This is a genomic window from Wylensekiella montiformis (genome assembly GCF_009697385.1).
Lineage (GTDB): Bacteria > Bacillota > Negativicutes > Selenomonadales > Selenomonadaceae > Selenomonas_A > Selenomonas_A montiformis.
In genome coordinates this window covers 1-25,123 of the sequence record NZ_VUNL01000020.1, presented here as the reverse complement: position 1 = coordinate 25,123, position 25,123 = coordinate 1, and the positions used below count along the sequence as shown (strand labels likewise).

General features: G+C 38.9%; 24 protein-coding genes and 1 pseudogene. 2 read left to right on the top strand and 23 right to left on the bottom strand.

The window, feature by feature from the left end; translation table 11 throughout:
- Positions 1–365: 365 nt before the first annotated feature.
- The 13 genes and pseudogenes from FYJ78_RS12525 to FYJ78_RS12465 all read right to left on the bottom strand — a co-directional run bounded on the left by FYJ78_RS12525 (position 366) and on the right by FYJ78_RS12465 (position 14,086).
- Positions 366–1,016 carry a potassium channel family protein gene (locus FYJ78_RS12525; RefSeq protein WP_154621731.1) on the bottom strand — a complete coding sequence of 217 codons (651 nt, stop codon included), beginning with the start codon at positions 1,014–1,016 and terminating at the stop codon, positions 366–368.
- Positions 1,017–1,026: 10 nt separating this feature from the next.
- The gene (locus FYJ78_RS12520) at positions 1,027–2,358 is read right to left on the bottom strand and encodes a TrkH family potassium uptake protein (protein ID WP_154621730.1); all 1,332 of its coding nucleotides are present in this window, start codon (positions 2,356–2,358) and stop codon (positions 1,027–1,029) included.
- A 138-nt stretch (positions 2,359–2,496) separates the two neighbouring features.
- Complete coding sequence (locus FYJ78_RS12515) at positions 2,497–2,718, bottom strand: hypothetical protein (RefSeq protein ID WP_154621729.1); 222 nt, start codon at positions 2,716–2,718, stop codon at positions 2,497–2,499.
- Positions 2,719–2,976: 258 nt separating this feature from the next.
- Entirely contained in the window at positions 2,977–3,168 is a 192-nt protein-coding gene (locus FYJ78_RS12510; RefSeq protein ID WP_154621728.1) for a hypothetical protein, read from the bottom strand.
- Between the two features lie 53 nt (positions 3,169–3,221).
- Positions 3,222–4,151: pseudogene (locus tag FYJ78_RS12505) on the bottom strand (GDP-mannose 4,6-dehydratase).
- Positions 4,152–4,369: 218 nt separating this feature from the next.
- Positions 4,370–5,902: an amino acid adenylation domain-containing protein gene (locus tag FYJ78_RS12500; RefSeq protein WP_154621727.1), complete on the bottom strand. Its 1,533-nt coding sequence runs from the start codon at positions 5,900–5,902 to the stop codon at positions 4,370–4,372.
- A 9-nt stretch (positions 5,903–5,911) separates the two neighbouring features.
- On the bottom strand, positions 5,912–6,142 hold the full coding sequence (locus FYJ78_RS12495; RefSeq protein WP_154621726.1) for a hypothetical protein: 231 nt from the start codon (positions 6,140–6,142) through the stop codon (positions 5,912–5,914).
- Positions 6,139–7,623 carry a lipopolysaccharide biosynthesis protein gene (locus FYJ78_RS12490; protein WP_195847979.1) on the bottom strand — a complete coding sequence of 495 codons (1,485 nt, stop codon included), beginning with the start codon at positions 7,621–7,623 and terminating at the stop codon, positions 6,139–6,141. The genes FYJ78_RS12495 and FYJ78_RS12490 overlap by 4 nt, the downstream gene beginning before the upstream one ends.
- Positions 7,624–7,682: 59 nt before the next feature.
- Positions 7,683–8,849 (bottom strand): NAD-dependent epimerase/dehydratase family protein, encoded by a 1,167-nt coding sequence (locus FYJ78_RS12485; RefSeq protein WP_154621724.1) that lies wholly within the window; start codon positions 8,847–8,849, stop codon positions 7,683–7,685.
- 9 nt (positions 8,850–8,858) lie between these two features.
- A complete protein-coding gene (locus FYJ78_RS12480; protein ID WP_235900070.1) occupies positions 8,859–10,676 on the bottom strand; it encodes a Coenzyme F420 hydrogenase/dehydrogenase, beta subunit C-terminal domain in 1,818 nt (605 codons plus the stop codon).
- A 40-nt stretch (positions 10,677–10,716) separates the two neighbouring features.
- Positions 10,717–11,730, bottom strand: coding sequence for an acyltransferase family protein (locus FYJ78_RS12475; protein WP_154621722.1), 1,014 nt, complete (start codon positions 11,728–11,730; stop codon positions 10,717–10,719).
- 11 nt (positions 11,731–11,741) lie between these two features.
- A complete protein-coding gene (locus FYJ78_RS12470; protein WP_154621721.1) occupies positions 11,742–12,839 on the bottom strand; it encodes a polysaccharide pyruvyl transferase family protein in 1,098 nt (365 codons plus the stop codon).
- 104 nt (positions 12,840–12,943) lie between these two features.
- Positions 12,944–14,086, bottom strand: a complete 1,143-nt coding sequence (locus tag FYJ78_RS12465; RefSeq protein ID WP_154621720.1) for a glycosyltransferase — start codon at positions 14,084–14,086, stop codon at positions 12,944–12,946.
- A gap of 194 nt (positions 14,087–14,280) precedes the next feature.
- On the opposite strand from FYJ78_RS12465, the gene FYJ78_RS12785 reads away from it, so the two are divergent.
- Together FYJ78_RS12785 and FYJ78_RS12460 are read left to right on the top strand one after the other, a co-directional pair.
- Complete coding sequence (locus tag FYJ78_RS12785) at positions 14,281–14,607, top strand: hypothetical protein (protein WP_195847978.1); 327 nt, start codon at positions 14,281–14,283, stop codon at positions 14,605–14,607.
- 22 nt (positions 14,608–14,629) lie between these two features.
- Positions 14,630–14,917 carry a transposase gene (locus tag FYJ78_RS12460; protein WP_154621719.1) on the top strand — a complete coding sequence of 96 codons (288 nt, stop codon included), beginning with the start codon at positions 14,630–14,632 and terminating at the stop codon, positions 14,915–14,917.
- A 318-nt stretch (positions 14,918–15,235) separates the two neighbouring features.
- Here the strand turns inward: FYJ78_RS12460 and FYJ78_RS12455 are convergent, their stop codons facing one another.
- The 10 genes from FYJ78_RS12455 to FYJ78_RS12410 all read right to left on the bottom strand — a co-directional run bounded on the left by FYJ78_RS12455 (position 15,236) and on the right by FYJ78_RS12410 (position 24,918).
- Positions 15,236–16,204 (bottom strand): glycosyltransferase family 2 protein, encoded by a 969-nt coding sequence (locus FYJ78_RS12455; protein ID WP_154621718.1) that lies wholly within the window; start codon positions 16,202–16,204, stop codon positions 15,236–15,238.
- Positions 16,188–17,198 carry an EpsG family protein gene (locus tag FYJ78_RS12450; protein WP_195847977.1) on the bottom strand — a complete coding sequence of 337 codons (1,011 nt, stop codon included), beginning with the start codon at positions 17,196–17,198 and terminating at the stop codon, positions 16,188–16,190. The genes FYJ78_RS12455 and FYJ78_RS12450 overlap by 17 nt, the downstream gene beginning before the upstream one ends.
- A 510-nt stretch (positions 17,199–17,708) precedes the next feature.
- Positions 17,709–18,653: a glycosyltransferase gene (locus FYJ78_RS12445; RefSeq protein WP_154621716.1), complete on the bottom strand. Its 945-nt coding sequence runs from the start codon at positions 18,651–18,653 to the stop codon at positions 17,709–17,711.
- 19 nt (positions 18,654–18,672) lie between these two features.
- Positions 18,673–19,692 carry an NAD-dependent epimerase/dehydratase family protein gene (locus FYJ78_RS12440; RefSeq protein ID WP_154621715.1) on the bottom strand — a complete coding sequence of 340 codons (1,020 nt, stop codon included), beginning with the start codon at positions 19,690–19,692 and terminating at the stop codon, positions 18,673–18,675.
- A gap of 14 nt (positions 19,693–19,706) precedes the next feature.
- The gene (locus tag FYJ78_RS12435; protein ID WP_154621714.1) at positions 19,707–20,435 is read right to left on the bottom strand and encodes an IspD/TarI family cytidylyltransferase; all 729 of its coding nucleotides are present in this window, start codon (positions 20,433–20,435) and stop codon (positions 19,707–19,709) included.
- 18 nt (positions 20,436–20,453) lie between these two features.
- A complete protein-coding gene (locus FYJ78_RS12430; protein ID WP_154621713.1) occupies positions 20,454–21,299 on the bottom strand; it encodes a LicD family protein in 846 nt (281 codons plus the stop codon).
- Between the two features lie 12 nt (positions 21,300–21,311).
- Positions 21,312–22,907, bottom strand: coding sequence for an HAD-IA family hydrolase (locus FYJ78_RS12425; protein WP_154621712.1), 1,596 nt, complete (start codon positions 22,905–22,907; stop codon positions 21,312–21,314).
- Positions 22,908–22,918: 11 nt separating this feature from the next.
- The gene (locus tag FYJ78_RS12420; protein ID WP_154621711.1) at positions 22,919–23,581 is read right to left on the bottom strand and encodes a PIG-L deacetylase family protein; all 663 of its coding nucleotides are present in this window, start codon (positions 23,579–23,581) and stop codon (positions 22,919–22,921) included.
- 27 nt (positions 23,582–23,608) lie between these two features.
- Positions 23,609–24,301, bottom strand: a complete 693-nt coding sequence (locus FYJ78_RS12415) for a WbqC family protein (protein WP_206671404.1) — start codon at positions 24,299–24,301, stop codon at positions 23,609–23,611.
- A gap of 2 nt (positions 24,302–24,303) precedes the next feature.
- Entirely contained in the window at positions 24,304–24,918 is a 615-nt protein-coding gene (locus FYJ78_RS12410; RefSeq protein WP_195847976.1) for a sugar transferase, read from the bottom strand.
- Positions 24,919–25,123 lie beyond the last annotated feature (205 nt).

Genomic DNA, 25,123 nt, shown 5'->3' with positions numbered 1-25,123 from the left:
GAACCTTGATTGGCTCTAATAATCTTTTTGGTCTAAACTTCAAAAATGAAGCTTAGTAAAGAAATTGCCGATTGCTTATGTTCATAATCAATCGATGTTTTAAAAACATCTGGCTTGAATCACAAATAATTCATGTTGCATTGTTTAGTTTTCAGAGAACCACCTGAGCTTCATCTTTCAGAACTTTCAAAGTTCTTATCGGATTCAGCTTTTATATTCTATCTCATCCATTTCCGTTTGTCAAGAACTTTTTCTCAACCTCGGAACAAAAACAATGAGATCAGCTGCCGCGCATCCGTCCCCGGTTGCTGACGACTTGTATTATAATACACGGCTTTTCCCATCCTGTCAACCCTCTTTTTGCCTCATATCGCAAAAAATTTCTGCGCCGCTTCACGCCGGGCCACGATCAGAACAGAATCTTCCGCATTCATCCTCGTCTGAGGCGTAATGTCCACACTGAGGCTGCCGTGCGCCTTGAGCCCCAAAACATTCACATGATAATTCTGGCGAACCTTCAATTCACCGATAGTATGCCCCGCCCACTCAGCCGGCATCGGAATCTCATACACAGCATACTGATCACTAAGCTGAAAATAATCCAGAATATGGTCGTATCCATAGCGGATCGCCGTCCATTGCGCCAGCTGCTTTTCCGGATAAACCACCTCATCCGCTCCATTGCGCAGCAGAAATTTCTCATGAATCCCTCTGGAAGCGCGGGCAACAACATACTTTGCCCCCATATCCTTTAGCTGACAAGTCGTCTCCAAAGAACTTTGAAAATCATCCCCAATGGCCACAATGCAAAGATCAAAATTCCGAATCCCCAGCGACTCCAAAAATCGGACATCGGTGCTGTCTGCCACCAATGCGTTGGTAACATAGGGAAGCGTCAGATTAACCAGTTCTTCATTTTTATCCACAGCAAGAATATCATGATTCATTTCATGCAATTTTTGCGCAACATGACGCCCATAACGTCCCAGCCCAATCAATAGGACAGACTTTCTCATAACCTTCACCTCATCCTACAGTAATCTTTTCTTCCGGCATACGGCCCAGACTCGGTCTGCGGCGGGCATGCATAGCGTAAATCATAGTCAGAGCCCCGACCCGGCCAAAAAACATCAATCCGCACAGCACCAGCTGAGAAATGCTTCCCAGCTTTTCTGTCAGGCCAATAGACAGGCCTACTGTCCCCAATGCAGACGACGTTTCCACCATACAATCCACCACGGGTATGGAATCCAGCACACAGATCAGATAGGTACTGCCACTAAACAGCATCAAATACAGCAAAAAAATAGTCAGAGCCTGCTGGCGGGTTTCCGGTGCCAGCCTGCGAGAAAAACACTCCACATCCGCCCGCATGCGAAGTGAAGCCGCGGCCGTTGCGGCCAGCGTAAATGCCGTCGTGGTCTTAATGCCGCCAGCCGTCGATCCCGGCGAACCACCGGTAAGCATCAAAACGACCAGAATAATCCGCCCCTCCTCGCTCAGCGACTCGATGTCAATGGTATTAAAGCCGGCCGTCCTCGGAGTCACTGCCTGAAACAAGGACTCCAGAACACGAAGGCCAAACGGCTCACCGGAAAGCTCTTGAAAAAACAAAATGGCGGCCGGAACAACGATGAGCAGCCCTGTCATGGTCAAAATGATTTTCGTCTGCAGACGATACGCCCGAAACCGCCAACCGTTTACATGTAAATCCGCCCAGGTAATAAATCCCAATCCGCCAGCGACAATCAAAGCCATAATCGTCAGATTGACCAATGGATCTCCGGCGTACGCCATAAGCGACCCTCCGCCGCGCGTCCCCAACAAATCAAAACCGGCATTGCAAAATGCCGACACAGCATGGAATACCGCCATCCACACACCCTGACTCCAACCATAATCCCGGCAAAATACCGGCATAAGCAGCAAGGCGCCAATCGCCTCTATCCCAAAAGTAAATTTCAAAATAAACCGCAAAATGCGGACAATACCGCCCAGCTGCGGCACAGCCAAAGCCTCCTGCATGGTACTTCGCTGCATCAGATCAATACGGCGCCCAGAAGCCATGGTCAGCGTCACAGCCATGGTCACGACCCCCAGACCGCCAATCTGAATCAAAAATAAAATAACAGCCTGTCCGAATCCCGACCAATAAATTCCGGTATTTTCTACGGTCAGCCCGGTTACACAGGAAGCCGATACCGTCGTGAAAAAGGCGGTCAGAAAAGGTGCGCCCTTTCCCTCCGCCGTTGCCGCCGGTATCATAAGCAAAATGGTTCCGGCAGCTATCAGCCCCAAAAAACTCATCACGATCATCTGAAACGGGGACCAGAATCGAGGCGTCAGGATATTGTGCATGTCATGCCTTCTCTCTAAAAGAAAAATGGGATGGTTTTTCTTGCATCAGAAAACCATCCCATGTATTATATCATGCTGGAAAACGAAAGAAAAGCAACGACCGACACCAATCGACAGCGTTCCCGCTACGGCAGTCCGTTACATCCCCACCTGACGGTAAAAATCTGCCAAAACCTGCTCCCTGCTGCGCCCGTCGCGTGCGGCAAGATCATCGGCCATAAGCTCGCCGGCACGTTCCAGCTTCGCAAAGGTATTCAAAAGGCCTTGCAGCTTATTGATCTGTGCATAGCTGCTTTCATGCGCCTGCATCTCCTCTAACTGCTCCAATGCCTCACGAACCCGCTTCGTCTCATCGTTCATGTAGAACTCCCCCTGTCTTCTCTGCGCATCCTTCCAACGTAAAAAATGCGCTTTTCTTCCTCGATAATAATATCATTCGTTCTTTTTCGCCAATCTCCTTCTTCTCTCCTGCACCTTTGCTGCCTCAGCGGAGCCTGCACCAGCTCCACCGGCAGGCGGAACGTCTTATCCCCCAAAGATTATAAAAACCATCGTTCTCACCTATCCGAGAACGATGGTTTTTTATGCTCTGTTATTCCGAAAAGCCCCATCACCCGCTCACGTCCGCTGCTTCGCATCCTGATGTGCCTCACCGGCCATATCCCCCAGCGCATACTCGCAACACTGCTGCACCAAATTATTCACCGACACATCCTGCGTCCTCGCCACCTCCGTCAGCCGCTCCACCAAATCCACCGGCAGGCGGAACGTCTTATTCATCATCTCAGAATTTTTCTTTACTATAAACATTCAATCACCTCATACTTCTATCTCTTATCTTGAAAATACATCATTCTGACATGTCAATTTGACTGAAAATAGGCCATCGTCCGCCGCAAACCATCTGCTAATGAAACCTGTGGCTCCCAGCCAAGGTCTTCTTTTGCCTTTTGATTCGAAAGCATCGAACGATAAATATCCCCCTCACGCACCGGACCAAATTTCGGAATAATATTACATCCTGAAACCTTCCCCATGATTTTCACCAAATCAAGCAAACTTGTCTCGGTCTGCGTGCTAAGGTTATACACGGTATTCACATTTTTTGTCGTCGTTGCCTTGCAAATACCACGTGCAATATCGCCTGCATACACGAAATCACGCGTCTGAGTACCGTCTCCATAGATAGTAATGTCCTTGCCCGCAGCAATTCGCTTCGCGAAGATGCTGATTACACCACCTTCGCCTTTATCGCCCTGGCGCTCTCCATATACATTTGCAAACCGGCAAACAACATAGTCCAGCCCATAATGCTGATGATAAAGCGCCAGATATTTCTCAACACCGACTTTCGTCAATCCATAAAACGACTGCGGGGAAAGCGCCTGTGACTCTACCACTGGCAAATCATCTTCGACTACATCGCCATAAGCAGCTGCCGTTGAAGCAAAAACGACTCGTGCTCCACACTGGCGCGCAGCCTCTAGCACATTAAGTGTCCCCATAATATTTTCAGATGCATCAAAAATCGGATTTTTTATGGATGAATCTACCATCGTTTGGGCAGCTAAATGAACAATGACATCAAATTTCACCTGTTAAATTTTCTCTTTTGCAAACACATCTCGAATATCTACTTGCCAATAAGTACAGCAATTCTCCTTTGTCGGTAATTGTTGCCATGCCCCGGAACTAACATTATCTAGGACAAACACTTAATACTCAGCCTGTAAAAGCCAACGCACTAAATGCGAACCAATAAAACCTGCTCCTCCAGTTACCAGAACTTTCATCAATGCTCCTCCAGTTATTAGCTACAGATTTCTGCCAATATATATCTTTCCATCATTACAAATTAGCCACAACTACACATAACTACCTAAACCATCGATAAATATTCTTTTAAAATTACTATTTTCATTGACTCGTTATTTTATCTCCATTCCCAAAGACATTAGTCGCGGTTACAACTACTGTATCTGCCATCGCTATGACAGATATACTAACTATGTCAATTCAATCCATATTCTTTTCCTAATGCTAATCGATCAATTTTTCCATTAAGATTAAATCGCATAGTTTCTCGTTTATAGAAAACTGTCGGCACCATATATTCCTGCAACCGAATAGCCAGTTTCTGTTTCAATTCATCAACTGCAATATCACCGGTATAGACAAAAACCAAATCTTGTGTATCGGCCTTATAAAGACAGCAATTATAGGTAACTTCCGGTAGCGACGAAGCAACTGCCTCAATCTCGCCTAACTCTATGCGATACCCCCGACGCTTAACCTGAAAGTCCCTACGACCAATATACATGAGTTCATGCCGCTCATTATATGTCACCAAATCCCCAGTTCGATAGACCACTTCCGGATAATCCTGATGGGTGGGATTCTGGATAAATACCTGCGCCGTCTTTTCCGGATTACGGAAATATCCCAAACCTACCGTTGTCCCTCGGATGCACAATTCACCTTCCACGCCCGGTTCTTTCACCAGCTTATCATTCTCGTCGATAATCATAGCATCTACGTTCGCACAAGGCTTGCCAATGGGCAGGATATCATCATCCGCAAAATCTCGATTTATATCGTAATATGTGCATGCCACCGTACATTCAGTCGGCCCATAAAGATTGACAAATTTCGTTTCCGGATAATACTTCCGCCAATAGTTAAGCTGCTTGACCGGCATTACCTCACCACAGAACAAAATGTCCTTAAATGGCAACTTATCAACATGTGCCAAAATATCCATATTGGCATACAAGCTGAGCATGGATGGAATCCAGAACAACGTATTAACCTGATATTTAATCATTTCCTTCCATACCCGTACCGGTGAAGCCAATAACCTTTGATTGATCAAAACCGTTTTACAGCCACCTAAAATCGGCAGATAAACATCCTGTACGGACAAATCAAAATAAAAGGGGGCTTCATTGGCAATAACGGTATCTTCCCCCATGTCATAATTAGCCATCAACCAGTTGACATAATCTATGACATTCCGCTGATTTATCAACACGCCTTTTGGCGTTCCTGTCGAACCGGAAGTAAACAATGCATAAAGAACATCCGTATCAACTACACGCTGCGTAACGGCGCGGACACTGTTCTCATTGCCCACAACTTGTGACATCATTTCCTCATAGATCAATATCAAAGCGTGCGGCGCAAATTCTGATACCTTCTCTTTTTGGCTGGCATGCGTAATAACCACAGCTGGTTGCAACGTATCCACGATTTTTTTTATGCGTGATACCGGCATTTTCGTATCAATAGGCGAATAAAAATTACCACTGTACGTCGTTCCTAAAAAGGAAGCGATGCAATCTGAACTTTTATCCATATAAATCATGACAGGCATCTTGAAGCAACCACTATCAATTACAGCCGTTGCCACCTTGAATGCCTCTGCTTGCAGTTGCCGAAAACTGATTTCACGCTTTCTGTCTACGAATGCTACATCATCAGGATATTTAGCTGCCACTTCATCAAAATAATCGGTTATCAGACACTTCATCAATCTTTCCCCCATAAAATACAATCAGCCTGCTGCATTTACCACAGCATCATAGAGGTCTTCTACTAGTACAGCTTCAGCCACAGTGAATTTGTCTAATTTTACTTGATACTTCTCTTCTGTCATCGCCATAAAAGCCACCATACTGAAAGAATCCCATGCTTCGATATCCAACAAATCCATATCAATAGCCACTTCTTCATCAGTTTTCAGCATTGTCTGCAAATCATTAATAAATTGTTCCTGCGAAATCATAATTGCCTCCTGTTATTTTTCTTTTTATTCAACTTATTCTGCAATAATCCCCATACTTCTAGACGCTCATATCCAGTCATGCCCACAAAGGATCCAGCGATAAACACTGAAACAACCGCAGCCAGGCATACGAATGTGAATCCTATTGGCTGGAAAGTGTCCACTTCTCTCCATACCAGATATGGCAACGGAACAGACAGAATCGTAACCCACATGCACCTCAATACCACATACCAGATTTCTTTCAATGAATAACCAACATACCGGCACAATATAAAAGGCTTTTCTACCAAACCTTCCAAAAAGGCCATAGCTACAAAGGCGTAGCAGATTACCATTGGTGAATATCCCTGCAAAAACAGCACATAAACAGCCAGTATAATAACAACATCAATAGCGGGGGCCAACAGTGCATTCTCCCGTAACCTGCCTTTGGCATAAATTGCTGTATAGAAGCAGGCATCAAAGACACTAAACAGATTCTGCACCATCGTCCATTGCACAAATGCAACCAAATATTCCGGCACCTGCACCAACCATAGATGAAGCAAGGGGCTTGCCAGAAAAATCACCGGTATTGCTACCATCAACATCAAACAATATGACAATCTGGTGCTAACCAGTAATAAATGCCGCGAACCATCATAATCCCCTACTGCAAAACGTTTTACAATTTGCGGATTGGCCGCCGTACGAAAATTTTGGACAAACTGATTGACTGCATTGCTCACTTGATCATTCAGCGCCCGAGCCGCCACTAACGCCGGTGAGAAGAACATGTTCAATAGCAGCATTGTTCCATACTGCAACAACGCTACTGATATTCCAGCAAATGTACTCCATACAGAAAAGCTCCCCACTTCCCGCAAAATCTGTCCATCGAATAAATGCCTGCAAAACTTGCTTTCCTGGTAATTGCGGATGCAATATATGCGATAGAAGCTTAAAATGCTCACCTGTGCTCCACAAAGCAGTGCCGCATAAATCAACAAACGAGTTTCCGCAAAACAGTCAATCGCCATCGCAATTCCCAGTTTCAGAAAAACCTCCAGCAGTCCCATATAGGCATATATTTTCATATTTTCATGAGCAATGATAACCGCTGTATAGGGAACCTGTGTAATACTAAGAAATCCCGTTACGATTGTAAATTGAAATACAATCTTTGCTATCAATAACTGCTCTACAGGGATATTCAGCTTGTTGTCAATCAGCCAAAGTCCAACGATTTCTGCCAGAATAACAAAAACTATTGATATTCCGATATGCACACTCAGCAAAGTGGAAAATGTTGCCTTCAATCGCTCCGTAATGCCTTTACCAAACTCAAAGGTCAAAAAGCGGGATGTCCCACTGGATAATATAGAATTGACAAATGACAATAACCCTACAATTCCACCAACAGTTTGATAGATACCATAATCTTGAACGCCTAAAGACTGAAGTATAACCCGCGAAGTATACAACGCTACCAGCATCATACATGCCATGCGAATATACAAAAATATGGTATTCTTGACTATGCGTAAACTATTTTGTTTCATTTAACAGCATCTCTTATCGGACGCAAAACATTTTTCAAGGTTCTTTTACATTTTCTTAATGGAGTTAACCAGTTTAATATTTGCCTTTTTCGTCTAAACCGCATCAAAGTATCTCTATACTTGCACGGAAGCGAATCCAAATAAACATTCACCTGCCGACTAAGCTTAGGATTATCAATTTTCAATGCTTGCTCTAAAATCAAGTTATCCGTTATATAATTATATTCTTCATCAACAAGACTAGACTTTTTTAATTCTGATAATGTACTCACCATTACTTTCTTGATATCTACATGATAACTCAAATTTGGAACAACAGTTTTAATTTTACTATTATCCAATGTAAAGTTAGGATTCTTATCATATATCATCTCTTCATAAAGCGCTTTACTATATCGCTTCACTTTACTTACAGGAACATTTACATATATTCCCTTAGATTGCAATATTTCTTCCATTGCTCCAAAAATCTCATCATAGGTATAAGCGTAATCATCCGATATATGATAAGATTGTCCAAACGAATTTTCACTCAAAAACAACCCCACCACTGCTTCACCAAATATAGAGGTATGGCAAACAGCATGTCTCGTACTTGAATCATCAAATCTTACGATTGGACGTCCATCTATAATTCTTTGTGCCAATGTATAAGTACCACGTTTAGAGGCAAATCCCACCGGTATTCTACTGTTACCAAAGGTGATAGTTGGTCTAATACATGTCCATTCAAAGCCACAACCTTCACCATACTTTGCTAAAGTCAACTCCGCTTGTCGTTTTTTTATACCATAATCCCAATGAATCTCCTTAATGCTTATGGGATTATCTTCGGAAAGCCTTTCTGCTGGATGAGGATACACAGAATCTGTTGAAATATAGACATACTGCTTACAATGACCATCTACCATTTTCATTGATTTGATTAGTCGCTTTTCATCAAACACCAAAGTATCAACAATTACATCATATCCGCCAGAAACCACCTTCGACGCAAATTCATCATCCAGCCAATTGCCAGATATACCGTTAACCCCTAGCGAAATCCATTCATTTGACAAATTACGCCTACTCAACACGTATACATCATAACCTTTTGATGCAGCCGCCTTGGTTATCGCACCGCCGATAACGCCCATACCTCCAATGACGAGAACTTTCATGATTCACCATCACACTTTCCACAATACATTTTTCTCAACAACTTCTGCCGGCGAACCAAATACCAACGCATGTGCCGGTACAGATGATGTTACCATCGACTCAGCTCCCACAATGGCGCCACGTCCGATTTTTACCCCCGGCATAATCGTACAGGACTCACAGAGCCATGCCTTTTCACCAATAACAACCGGTCGGGCAGTACGATATCCTGACGTATTCATATAGTGGTTGCCATTATTATCCCGAATCAGCACATTACGCCCCATGCCAACATCCGCTTGAATCTCTATTTGCTTACCACAGATAATCGTGCAGCCGATATTCGTATCGCTGACGCCATGCTTGTTCCCATGAATAATCAGCTGTGCTCCTTCAAAGACTTCGATATCACTACCATAGCCAATAATCATATCCCCTAAGATTTCCAATTTTCCCTTAGAAGCTACCAGCAATCTTGTTTCCAATGAACTTGTCGGAAAACGGCCTTTAGCCCCCAATGTCAGCAAACCTTTAAAGTTCAACTGTGCTTTCGGATGAATCTCCAAAACACAATGCGTACCACACAAGATGCCACGTTGCTGCCACAGATTCTTAATTCCACTGTAACGCACAGTCTGGTAAAGCGCCTTCGGATGACAACGAGTTACTCGTAACACTTTTTTAGCAAAGCGCATCTTCTGCAAAACAGGACGAAGCAACTGTTTTAACCTTGCTTTTCCTGTCAGCACGCCTGCCTTACTATATTTTTCCACCACTTGAGGAAATGCATCCCGCTCTAACTCGCAGAAAAAATCGTTCCGATTGACATTGGTATTTGTAGCAATCGGTTTTACCAATGCTGGATTTCCTTGAACTATCCACTCCAAAGGAATTTCCTTACAGTGAATCCGTTTTTTTACCTGCTCAAAATACGTCGCGCCCTTATTTGTATTCACCAGAATCACAGACGTACCAAGATTATCATCCGTCTTATCACTGTGCTTTTCCTTACCCCAGTAATCGCCAATCGTAATATCAGCCAATCTCGGGAAGCCCTTGAACTTGCACGCATAACAGGAAGGACGACAATATAGACGTGAGCCAATAAAGCCCTTGGTAAACAGACTATTTTCACAAGTATCGAAAATTTCTTCCCCATTTGCCAACAGGAATTTCTGCGTCAGATTGCGCCAGCCATATTCCTTGTTCTTATTTTCCGTATTGACAATCTTTGCCCCATGCTCTTCCTCAATGTAGTCCAGATATTTCCGCCACACCTTTGGCGAATTTACGCCGAGACAAATAAGATCGACAATAACGAGATTGTCATAATCCTTTTGCAGGAATGAACGCAATGCAGCCATCTGACAAGGAACACCGCAAACCAAAACCTGCTCACCAGTCTGCACAGCCTTCCGAACCTCTCGGAAAAAGCCCTCCGAATTACTCTGCAAATCCTTCGACCGCCGGAGCCTCTGCAAATCCTGTCGGTCATTGCTGATAAACTGCGATACCGAAAAATCCTCATTATGCACAGCTCCGCCAACATACCCCTTCTTACGATATGCAGCATCCGCTAACGCCGTAAACATTCCACCAGATGTACTAGCAAAAACTACCTCAATATTCTTATGCTGTCCCTCATAACAAACAGGCTGGGTTGTATTGCGCTCACGCAAGTCATCCACATGCAGCATCGGACAAACCTTCTCACAAAGACCACAATCCACACATTTTGATTTGTCAATCTGCGGATACCAGAAACCTTCCTCATCTGTCACAAAAGATATCGCTCCCTTAGGGCAAATATCCCCGCAAGCATTACACCCGCAACAATCCTCTTTCATTTTAATGTCAATCAAATTTCTCGACCTCAAAAACAATACACTAAATCCATTTCATTACTCTTGATACAATTTTATTTGCAAGCCATGAAGCAACCAAAGTAAATGTCAACAGCAACATCACCGGCCCGGAATTATTAACGTCCTTCACAAACAACTCAATCAAACCTATATGTATCAAATAGATTTCCAACGTATATTTCGAAATAATCTTTGCCCTTGAAAAAAACCGTATGGCGTAAAACCAGCAAAAGATCACCAACATCCTTACCATGGCTAAAACCGGCCCCAATACCCAATGACGATCAAATTTCATACATATGATATACACACATATCGCCATGAACGTCAGTATTAAGACCTGTCTATTGGAACCATTGATTTTCAATTTAAGTTTCTCAATGTTGATGGCCACTCCGATTCCTAAGGCAAAGCATAAATTACTTTTCCACCACCAATCTTCAAAACCAAAATATTGTAAAAGCAATGTACATCCTACAGATAATATAAGTACATAGACAGCTACCATATTCTCATTATGGCTATAGCGTCTAAAAATCCAGACTGCAAGTACCAAAAAGAAATAAAACAATATCTGTATTTTCAAGTACCATGTCGTACAATATGGCATCAACAAAAACACGAAATCATGAATATCAAATACATTTTTATCAAACAATAAATAAATTAAACAGGTAAGCACATAGCAAATCACAAAAGAGCAAATCAAGCGTAATCCATGTCGCCCCCCCCAAGACAAATATCTATTTGTCTTCTGTATAGAATAATAAGTTCCAAAACCACTCAAAAAAAAGAACACTTGAACCCCAAATGCTCCTAAGCTAGCGATTAAGGGCCTCAATGGCCCAATATAGTTTGGACCATGATACTGCACAGCTACATGAGCAAGCATTATCCCAATAATCGCCAACGCCTTCATCGAGTCTGTACACGCTCTTGAAATACCAGCCTCTTCGCGTAAAAATGAACTTCTAAAAACCAACTTATACAGTACATACAAAACAAACAATACAGACCAGACAATATATAGCTGCATCCCTTCACTCCCTAGCGAAACATGCGTTCAAAATATTTTTTTGCGTTTTCTCTTTCTCTTTCAATCACATTATCTATTGAATCTGAATACGTAAACAAGAAATTATTTGCAGACATATTCTCATCAAATACATGCCTGTCTTGTAAACTGAACAAATTTAGAACCGTATCTAAACGTGAATTCATATTCTGCAAATTCTGATCACGATTCAAAGAATAGAACGGTTTACGGAAAATAATCGAAAATACTGTTCCATGGAAAGAATCCGTAACCACACCTTTAGCATGTGAAATACTGTACAAAAACTCCGCTGGGCCAAAATCTTCCCAAAGTGGATATTCTTTCCGCAAAATCCACATCACTTCACAATCTTTTTCCTTTGCTAGCTTTTCAATTCTATCATGACGTTCCTTGGAAATATTTCCCAAGAAGAAAGCTACGATATAATTCTTATCAATATCATTTTTGGGTTTTTTAGCAATTTTTTTCCAATCTTCTCTATCTAGAAGGAACGTCGGATCAATATTTCTTACTACAAGCTTATTCGTTAACTTTTCTGCAATCTTCATACCAGCATCTTCACGAACACTTATGCCTTTCAAATGATTTAATGCCTCACGGGCATTATCAGCCTGTTCGTTATTAATATCGTAGACGCCAAAACTTGCAGCATAAGAAAGACATTTCTTTGAATCGATATGCTTAAAATAATTAATATCTGAATACCAATTATAATTCCATACTTGGTCACTCCCTACAACAAAATAGTCAAATTTGTCATTCAAGTTAACATCGATTGCAGCAGAAGTTTTTTTACAGCTATAATCTGTATAGTTGATATTATGATCAAAATCAATCCAATTAGCCTGTATTCGTTTTTCATATTTCACCTGTATTCGAAATGATTTTTTTATAATATACCTTGCAAAATCTTTAATAGAAAAATTCCTTATACAATTTCTAAATATTAAAGGATAATAGTAGTACCCACTTCTACGAATAGTTTTGACTTCCGCATTAAAAGTATTTTCTAGATATGTTTGTAACGCATAATTTTGCAACTTCGTCCCCGGACCTCGTCCTATTATTGTAAATATAGCTATCTTCATCACTACACTCCTATAATGTCAAAGGCATCGCACACTTTCTAATATTTAAGTTCTGCTTACATTGTAACATTAGACATCGCCCTATAAGTACAAAAGCACTTAAATCAATTATCATACAAAATCTTTTTTACAATAGAATCTAAATCACAATCATTATAAAAGTCATAACATCTTTCATGCATATTTTGGTAATCGCGCTCAACACTTTTTATCGCAGATTCTATTGATGAATCCGTATTATCTTCATATATTGATCCTATACCATATTTTTCAAAAGGATAACGTAATCCAAGAACATCTGATCCTATCATCGGAACGCCATACGCAGCATATTCATATATTTTATTAGGTGCGCAATATAAAGCATTTAACTCAACTCCCAAGTCTATGCTTTTTTCTGGTCTATATGATAATAATCCTATATGTGCATATTTTACAAATTGCAAATGTTTGGGTGGCGTAAAACTTCCCAAATATTCTATAGGATATTCACCTATAATTTGTTCAAGTTTTTGCTGGCATTTTTTGTTATATGCTTTTCCTATAATATAAAGTGCATATTCATCATTCATACGCGATAAAGCTTTTGCTACAGGCTCTAAATCTCGATCTGGCCAAATTCCGCCTAAATATAATACAATTTTCCTTTCTTCCTTTTTCATTTTCTCTAGCCCATATAGCATATCATCCGTGATTTCCCCAAGGGTTAAGGAATATGGTTTATTGGGTAATACATATGGATTTTTTTTTAAATCAAACCACGTTTTCATAATATACGCTCTATTTATTTCTGGAACAACTACCCTCCATGCATGTTGAGCGATTTTTGATAAATCAAAGGATAATAACCTATTATGAAAATAATTCCCTCTATATGTTAATTCCATTAATTGGAAAACATGTTTATATTCAAACACCAAGCTACCTAAGCAGCGTACAGACTGCTCTGATGTTGTCCAAAGTACATCAGAATTCTTCATAACTCTCCGAACTAATGCCCGACATTTTTTTGCATCAACTATCCTAGAAAACGCTCTATCAATAATCCCTATATGTTTCGACTTATAATTTAATTCAAACCCCTTAAAATTTTTATGATTCAATATATCATTTTTCAAAAGGTGGATTTCATTTGATATAAGGTTAACCTTATGATTATTATTTAATAAATTTTCAATTAGATTTATATCAGGCGGACAAAATGTTATACTATTTGTTTCAACTATAGTTATCGTCATCTTATTCATAAATACATCTACTCTCCTCCAAAACAAATTCTAACACTACCTCATAAAAAATATCTGTTTTTAATTCATTGCTCGAGATAAAACTAATCCGACTCCGCTTTGTATAATGAAATTAGCTAAATTAACACAACACAAACCGAGGGATTATGCCACAAATATGGTAGCTAGCGCATAAGGACACCAAAGATTTCCACATGTTAACGCTTGGATTGAGTGATGAGAATTCCTTCCTGCCATTGAGTCAGTGCCTACTATCCCCTACCGAACGTGAAAACCGACTACAGGAAGCATCCGAATCTATTGATGTCAAAAGCAATGGCGGCAAACTACGTAAGCTGACTCAGTCCAAGGCTACCAGCGTGATGCCAAACTTGCTGAAAGATGCAAAAGTGCTGATATTCCAGCAAATTATGTCCTTTTTGACACTTAGTTCTGTTCGCCATCTTCATTGCTACAAGTCAAGGATATTGGCTACGATGTCATTGGCCTGCTATTTTTCGAGCAGCAAAGAAACGCCGTAGCCTTTCCCCCTATCTTCTTTCCATGGAAGCTGAAGCCGTAAAAGAAAAAGAAGCCATTCCGGTAAAACTGGTCTTTGTCAGAAACAGGAACAACCGACAGGATTATCTGATTTTGGTTTCTACGGATATTAATCTGTCCGAAGAAGAAATCATCCAAACCTATGGCAAGCGCTGGAATATAGAAGTCTTCTTCAAAATGTGCAAATCATATCTTAAACTCGGCAAAGGGAGCAGAACCATGTCTTATGATGCGATGACCGCCCATGTGTCTGTTGTCTTGGTTAGATATATGCTGTTATCTCTGGAATAACGCAGGACAGTCGACAAGCGGAGTATTGACGAATTGTTCTATATTTCATGCAATGAATTGCAGGATTTGAAGTACATGGATGCACTGATAGTGGTTTTGAAAAAACTTGTATCCATGATAACAGAAAAATGACTTCCCCTTGAAAATGATCTTAATGCCATGCTTGATTCCTTCTTTGAAAATCTGTCCAATGTATGGCAGAGTTGCCTGAACCGGGATGCATGAGGTTACTGTTTTATCACTTCATTCCCTATGCCACGCCTAATATAGGACTTGTTCTAGATGTGCAAAGTTTGAGTTAATTATATGAATTCCTTATTATCTTTTTATCAATACATTTATCATAACTACAAAGAATAACGCTTTAGTTCTTAACGGCAAAAAAATATAATCCCCAATGTTATCAATCATATATGCTATCATCTTTTTAATATTATTATCATCACTTTTATCCTTCATCAATCTCCAACACTCATGTATGACAAAAATCAACCTCCTAATTTTAAAACTTTTATATATTTCCGGTTTATTTTTCGCATAACATTCAAGTTCATCAAACACATAACTAACCATCTCATTATATTTAATGCCACTTTTTTTAGTCATGCTATTCACTCGCTGATAATAATGATATCCATACAACGGAACATATCCGATACGTTCCGAATTTGAAAATGCAAACCAATTCCTAAACAAGTCCTCTCCACACTTTATTTTAGAATCTACTTTCGTAGTCTTTATAACTTTTGCTCTATAAATCTTATCCCATAGTTCCCACCTATACCCATCAAATGAAAACATTTTTATCATAGCGTTTTTTTTATCATAAATACATTTTTTGGTTCTTTTAAATATACTTTTTTGTTCGTCATCATAATTGATAACGAATCCACCAATACCAATATCTAAACATTCTTCTTCCATAAAACTAATCAAGCCATAATAATAATCAGCATCAATCCAATCATCAGGATCCAAGAAGGATATATACTCACCATTCGCCACCTTCAATGCAGTCTCTCTAGCCGCCACTAAGCCTTTATTTTCTTGATGAATTACATGTATTCGCTTATCTTTTTTCGCATAGTTATTTAATATTTCTAATGATCTATCTGTAGATCCATCATCAACTGCAATTATCTCAATATTTCTATATTGTTGAGCTAAAAGGGAATCCATGCATCTGCTTAAATAGTCTTCCATATTAAATACAGGAATAGTAACCGATAATAAAGGATCATTTAAATTTGTCATATTTTTATGTTCCCCCCTATAGACCAATTTCATACGGCCATATTCCTTGAATCCCACTATACATCATGTAATTCATGTACAACAGCCCCAGTACATAAATACAATACTTTATAATCGTTTTTCCTGTTCCTGATGCTATAAGATCCAATACTTTAGGAATTCCCATGCATAAAGGGAAAGAAAATGTATCCACAAATCGATAAAAAATTCGCATCACAGTGACTTCTGCCACAAGCATTACACAAGCCATTACCAGCATCTGTCCAATAAAAAAATTTTCTTTTGCATCATCTTCACTTAGTCGAAAACTATTTATAAAAATTGCAATAATAAAAAACAAAACGCCTTGAAACATGAGAAACTTCCCTACCAAGTCAGGTGCGTTAAAATTGCTAAAATACGAAAAATAACCTACATATACACCATTTAGTAATTCTAGGTTATTAGTAATATACTCATATCCACAATACAACACGCCTACAGTTAATACCGATAATAATAAAAGTTTCAAACAATTTCTTTTATAAGCAAATCTTTTTTTACTTAACAACCAATATGTGATCATTATTGGGAGCATAATCCAAATGCTATTATGAAATAATGATGCAACACATAAAATTAATATCGTCTTGCACTTTTCATTCCTAATAATATAAGGATACGAATTTACGCAAACAGCAATTGATAGTGCTTGTCGCTCCGCATTCATCATATAAAAGAAGAAGCCAAATGACACAATTATAAAAGTCGCTAATTCATATTGCTTAATGTTGTTATATACAAAAAATCCTACTAGGAAAAAAGTAAAAAATGACATCAGGCAATTGAATGTTATGGGGCTATCCCATAACACACAAGCTAGTTTCATTACTAACAACACGCCGCGTTCCAATCTTGTACTTTCCACCATAACAACATCATCTATCAATAAATTTTTCCCATCATAATAATCATATGCATAACTGGCTGTATCCGTCCCAACAGATGCTCCCCTGAAACCTGCAACAACGGCCAGCAATCCATACATTACAATAAAATATAGTTTTTTATTTCTATAAATTTTAGGTAATATAATAGAACAAATACTTAAAAAATTATAAACCATTATCGTATTTCCTTTTAAACTAAAATCCACTAACCATATTAATATAATATGCAAGCCATATTACATAATATTTGATTCAATAATATCTAAAATACGAACAGAAGAAAACTCTCCATTATATCCATAATTAATTTTTTCTCTCTTTTTTATCCACTAAAAATCAATATCCATGGCAGAAGAAAAACACTTCATATACTTTGGATTATAAAAAGGTAATTTGCTGATATTTTTATTGTTGGTTAATAATTTTTTATTATAACAAACAGCTTCATAATACCGTAATGATTGCGCCCCCTCCTAAAGATAGACAAGCAATCATAGGCGGAGAAAATATTTTTTGTGTTATGAAATATAAGTAAATGCTAAAAACAGAAATTACTACTGCTAAAAAACAATCATAACTTAACACCTTTTATCATATTCGTCCTAACCCTAAATAAAATTAAATAAGATTTTTAATCTAAAAAACCACTTATTTTCCAAACATTCATTACAAATATCGCAATTCAACATCAAATTAATTTTATCTTTCCAACTTTTTTGATAATCTGCATATAAATGTAATATTCGTTTACTATCGGTAGACATTTTTTCTCCGAATAATCTAAGCATTTCTCTCGAAGTAATCAGTCTTATATTGGCACCATTTTGTCTAAAGATTATTTTTTTTATCTTTCTAATTTTTTCTATCAAAGATATCTTACGAATCCCCACTGTATTTTCATCATGGATCCGATAAAGCATATGCGCCTTTTCATCATATATCACTTGCCCGCAAACTATGGATATCAACATTATCCATGCATCATGTAATCGACATTTGATAACTCTAGAATCTGGTTCACCTGCAGTTTTTAATAACTGCGCCAACTGCTTATTAAATACGAATGTACAACCTGCTATAGTGTTTCTAGTCATATGGGATATAAGATCCGTTCGTTGTATCGTTTTATGTCTATTACCTTTATTTTCACCATCAATATATATATATTGATTAGATGAGTATAAAACAGGACCATGCCATTGTTTTAATTGTATTGCCTCTACAGCTGTCAATAACTTGTCTTCTAACCAAATATCATCCTGATCAGCAAAAGCGTAATACTGAATGTCAGGCTTGTCTGCATATTGATATACCAACCGCATAAAGCTTTCACCTGGACGAACATTTTCTCCATCTGTGAATGTTTCAATTGGATATTTACAGGAATATTCTCGCAATATTTTCAACGTTTTATCTGTAGATCCATCATCACGAACAAACAGTCTTACAGATACTCCTTGCTGATAAAAAATACTATCCAATTGTTCCCGAATATATTTTTCTCCGTTATAGGTACTCATTAATACTGCTACCACAGGCAAATCTTTCGCCATTTTATCTGACCTCTCATATTTAAAGGAATGATTCCAGTGTCCACCTAAACATGGTCTTTATATCTGTTACTGGCTTCCAACCTAGGTCACGCACTTTGCTTGTATCGAGAATCGCAAGCCTAAATGGCAGATATTGTAGTTTTGCAGCTTCCATAGAAAATCTAACTTTACACGTTCTATCCGGCAACAATGTTACCATGGTTTCTGCTAAATCACGGATGCTGATGAGATTTTCTTCATTAGCTACGTTGTAGAAACCATCTTCTCCCTTATCCATAATGAGGAACATGGCATTTACAGCATCAGCCACATATGTATAGGTTCGCATAGCACCCCCATCCGAGTGGAGAACAATATCCCTATTTTTCAGCACACAATCCATGAATTCGGCAAAACCGCGTCCATCATCAAGAGATATCCCTGGGCCTAATGTATGACAAAGACGTACACCACAATAGGAAATACCATATTCCTGTTTATAGGTTGCCAGCATGGTTTCGCAAAGTCTTTTTGCTTCTGGATAACAAGCACGAGAATTCAGATGCTGCATAACCCCCATGTCGTTTTCCTTGATTTTTTCATCATGTTCCCATGCACCATAGACTTCAACCGTGGAAATATAGAAAACACGCTTTGTCTGATGTTCTCTGGCGCATTCCATAATATTATGTGTGCCATTGACATGTGCCCAAAGGGTATTGGTTGGCGTATCATAGTCTTTCGGTGCAGCAGGGCCGGCAGTATGGAAAATATAATCAATCTTGCCGTCATATTCGACAGGCGTGTTTACATCCTGATAAAGAAATTCCACATTAGGAAGGTCCAGCAAGTTATCGAACACTTCATGGGCTTTTTCTTCATTGCGTGCTAAGCCGATAATGCGCATATTCAAATTATATTGCAGATCAACGTCTGCCAAAGTCTCTACAATATAGCGCCCTAATCTCCCCGTAGCACCAGTGATCAATACTGTCCGGTTCAAATACATCCGCCAGTTCACAGCACTTTTCATAATGATTGCCAAATCTCGTTTTTCCATGCTTAGCCTCCCTATTAGATGCCAAATACATAGCGATTTTCTTCTAGTTCAAGCATAGCCTTCAATATATAATAATCTTCCGGCGTGGTAACCTTGATGTTATTGTTGTTTTCTTTTATGATGTGAATGTTATTACCAAGATAAGTAAATACCAACGCAGAATCCAATAAAGGCATCGGTGTGTCTTTCCCTTTGATATCCTCATAGGCCTGCATTAAAACCTGCAGCTGAAAGGACTGTGGTGCCGTTAAACTGTATGTATCATCACGTTTTTTGAAATCAGTAAAACTAGCTTCGTCATTGTCCGTAATGACTACGGATTCGATAACCGGCCGGACAGTCATAGCATTGCCGTATTTATGCGCAACCCTTACATTTTCACTTAGGATGTTTTCCTGAATCAATGGCCGCACTCCATCATGGATGACTACTACATCATCTGGTGCTGCTCCATGTGACTGTATGTACTTCAAACCGTTCAAAACACTATCCTGCCGGTCTTTCCCTCCGGATATGACCGCTTTAATTTTCTTCAGTCCATAGCGCTTTATCATCGATTCCATGTATTCTTTCCATGATGCATGGCAGGCTATAACGACTTCATCAACGTCTTCACAATACTCAAACTTCTGCAAAGTATAGATGATAATCGGCTTACCAAACACTTCCAGGAACTGCTTGGGCATACCTGTTCTTCTCATTCGTTGGCCCACACCGCCAGCAAGGATTAATCCATAGTTCATTATATTTCACAGTACTCCTTAATAATAAATACCTTTGAATTTTTTATATGGTTCATTCGTGCTAAAATAAATAAAGTCATGATGTGGTTTTCTTTTTTCCTTTGGTGGTAACTCCATATAATTTTCTCCATATTGAAGGATACAATACTGTTCAGGATTTCCTGGACATGGAACCTCCATATCTTCAAACTTAAGATATTTGGGACTCGTAAACCATTCAATTGGGTAAATAATAGAATTTATTAGTGTAGCATCTCTACCAAAATATGTAGCAACATATTTTTCCCCACCATTATATTTAAATTCATTTTCAATTTCTATGATTTTCTTTTCTCTGCGCTTTCCTTTATAAAACTTAAAAACGACATCGCCCAAAAACTTCGCTATACCTCCATGATTTTTAGGTCCACTATTTGACACTAAAACACGATAAATAAAAGAATCCAGTATGACTTTATGGGCTTTTAACTTATTATCTGGATAAGGATAATAAATATAAATATCTAAAAAAATGCCATGATTAATATCTTTCCCTCGTGTTTCTTCTAAAAAACACGAAGTCGTTGAATCACATAATCGATAATGTATAGAGGTAAATTCAGGATCCGTTTTATAACTTTGCACAAAATACTTATCCTGAAAATCACTCTGACATCGCACTAGTTTTTCCGCATCTTGCCACGACATATAAACATCAATATCATCATCCCATGGAATAAAGCCACCATGTCGAACAGCCCCAAGACATGTTCCGCTAGATAATGCATATCGTAAATTATTTTTACGGCACACTCTATCTAACTCATGCAACATTTCTAATTGTTTTTTTTGCATTTGCAATAATAGTTCCTTTTCATCATTCATATTTTCTTCAGTTCACTTCCCCATAATCAACTTATTTAATTGAGTAAACGAATCCACATTTACTATATCTTTCGACATAAATTCATGAGAATATACTCCATTTTTATTTTTAAACCAACAACTTTTCATTCCAAGTTTTGATGGAGCCTGAAAATCTTTAACAACATTATCCCCGACATAAATAACATCTGCAGGATTTAATCGCCAACGAGTAAGCATTATCCTAAAAGCAATATCGCAAGGCTTTCTAAACTGCACTCCTCCCAATTCATCTGTAATAATGATATCATCTACCATTTTTTCAAGGTCTAATGCTTCTATTTTATTACGCTGACCTTCCGGCCTGCCGTCTGTGATAATCCCTATACGGATTCCCTTTTGACGTATTGCTTCCAGCATTTCTTTTACGCCATCATACAAGTGGATTTGCGGCTTATGATTACGATACACTTTCAACGCAGTCATCTCTGTTGTCTCACAATTGAGTTCTTTTACTAGCTCATCTACCGCTGGTTTTCCAGCCTTAAAATACTGCCAAAGTTTATCCTCATAGCCGCCACCAAAATAATCGCTCACCGCTTTAAATCCTGATGCGACATATTCTTTTTCACTGTACAAAGTATCATCCAAATCAAAAATAACGCCTTTGATTTTGCTTTTTCCTTCTTTGATACATACAGACTGGTCAAATCGGCTGTAAATCGCACCATCGGCAACATCATATTGATAGCTGACGCCTTCGCCGTCCATAAGTTTCAGGATAGCTTCGGCGCTTCTGGCTCCTGCCTTCATTGAGAGAGGTGCACCACCACCAAAGCGGGGATTGATTTCTATAAACCAGTCAATACCATCTTTATCCCGAATCAGTTGAACCGTCATAGGGCCACACGGCTGAAAAATTTTACAAAGTTTTTTTGCTTCTTCTATCATGGTTTTATCCATGCAGATTTCCGTTTTCAGAACTTCGCCAGCCCTTACCTGCAGACGTTCACGCGGAACTATAGATATCGGCTCACCATTCCAGTCACAAAAAATATCTATCGTATATTCCCGGCCAGCTACAAATGGCTGTACGATATAATCTTCTACCTGTCCTGCGTAGACTTCCAATTCTTCTTCATTATCTACTTTATATGCGTTTATTGAACTGGATCCATCTTTCGGTTTTATAAATGCCGGATAACCATCTTTATATTCCTGCCAATCATTCACCGGCATAGGAGCCTGGAGGCCGCAATCCACAAAGAATTGTGACGTATTATTCTTATCACGGCAGATACGAATCTTATCCGACTCACTAATCATGACTTTTGTGCCAATCATATCGAAACGTTCTTTATTTTCACTGAGCACCAGCAAATCCGTATCAATAGTTGGTATCAGTAAATCAATTTTATCTGCTACACAAATATCGATAAGATTTTGTATATACGCCGGATCATTCATAGCAACTACTTTTCTTGTATAGTCACAATAAGTCAACGCTGGTGCTGTTCCGGCCATATCGGCTCCATATATTTTCAGTTCTTTATTTAATACCAAAGCTGCATTGCGAAAAGCTTGCACGAGTTCTATCCTACGCCCTACGCCAGTAAAAAGAATATTCATAATTTCTCCTGTCAGATAATTTCTCGAATTAGGGAAAACGCCTCCGCAGCCATGCAGTTCACAGTTGCCCCTCTATACATAGCTAAAGCCTTTATCGCTTCAATAGAACGGGCATTGGGGAACTGTGCCAGCTGTGTTGTAAACATATTCATGGCTATCAGCTTATTTTCCAGATATTCGCTAATATCATGGTAGGCGTTCGGTATGAATTCATTGGTGACATTCGGAACATCCCAGCCTGTTTCCGACAAGGTTTCATACGCATAAATTTTTTTGATAACATGTGCGTATTTAGGACGCAGAGCTACCATAGCAGCATCGACTGTCATTTTATGATCCAGTTGCATATCGCCTCGATGTGGTAGATATACAATATCTGGTTTTACCTCCTGCACCACTTTTACCAAGGCATCGTTTAGCTTATAACGTGGAACGTCCTCCAGCATCGCAGCAGGGAAGTCTAGAAATATTGTTTTCTCTACACCGAGGAATTTATCCGCCTTGACGCATTCATTTCGGACTTTGATTACACCATCCATAGCGAATAACGGTTCACATCCTTTGGTTACAATACAGACGTATACCTTATCCCCTTGGCTCACATATTTTGCTATTGTACCACCACATCCCAAGACTTCATCGTCTGGATGGGGCGCAATCACTAATACTTTCATATTTATCACACATTACACTTCAAACTATTATCCATTCAACATATTTACTTGCTGCTCAACATAAGACCAGTCAAATCCACAATTAAACACGTAATCGATTGCTGACATACAAGGTAAGAATCCCACTTTTGGCCATAACTGCTTATAGGAAATCGGCTTATATTTTAAATACGACAATTTCAATCCTCGATCAGCAAAATGACTTTCGACCTGATAAGCTCGCGCGCCATTTCCTGATAAATATTCATCGGCTCCTAATTGCAAGCAAATATCTATAACTCTTGTCTCACGAACTGTTTTTATATCTAATTCTGAACTTTTTACAACTTTTACATCTATACCAAATCCGGCACAAATATATTCATTTATGGCAATATTTAAATCAGCAATAGTACCAGAATGATCCATTATTATTTTTTGGAAATGCGGATAAACATCGTCAAAGTAAGCTGCTTTTGAGTAATTCATTCTTATAGTTTTTAAATGTTTCTTTTTCCATCCTAATTCATCTTTCGTTCGAACATTACATATTAAATCTCCCAAATGCTGTTCTACGGGTACTTTTAATCGAAACTCTCCCTGAGAAGTTTTAATTTTATTTACATTATGATCTGCTGTATTTGAATATTGTGCATCATCTAGATATACAAATATATCTGAATGAGCCATTTTGTAGTATAAGCCCAACCACGGTAAATAATCAGGCTGATGTATTGACACAATCACTTAATTTCACCATTTCTCTCTATATCTAAATCTGTTCTTTCATAATCGCCATAGTCACTTGAATATCTCTTGAACAATCCCTTAAAAACCGTCACCATGATTTTGGCATCAATTTCCCATGAAAGCCGCTCTACATAATCAGCCTCATATTCTAATTGTTCATCCCATGATGGACGTATATTATCATACATCACTTCTGGCGATATTAGTCCGCCCCTTACCTTAAACCTTAATTTTTCCCTTGCTGTATAATATGCATCATAATGCGTTGGTAAAGGTCTTGGCCCAATCACTGACATCTCACCTTTAATGATTGATATCAACTGCGGCAACTCGTCCAACGATGTCGAACGTAAAAAAGCTCCAAATTGTGTAATCCGCTCAGAATCTGGTAAATATTTTCCTTGTGAATCCTTTTCCTCTGTCATCGATCTAAACTTTTTTATATAAAAAGGTTTCATCCCCATTCCACTTCTTTTTTGTTCAAAAAAAACAGGTGATCCTATTTTATATTTCACAAGTATAATCAACAACAAATATAAAGGACTTATTAGGATTAACAATGTAAGCGCTGAAATTAAATCGAATGACCGTTTTACAATTTTATACACAAAAACATCATCTCCAGCATACAATTTCCCTATTCAAAACATTTATGAACAATCTCGATAATCTCATCCTGCTGTTCGGCAGTCATCTTGTTATCACTTGGCAGGCATAATCCCCGCTGGAAGATATCTGCACCTACGTCAATGCCTGTACCTGCGATATAGGCATTACTCTTACCACGACCATTGCCTTCTTTGGTAATAAAGG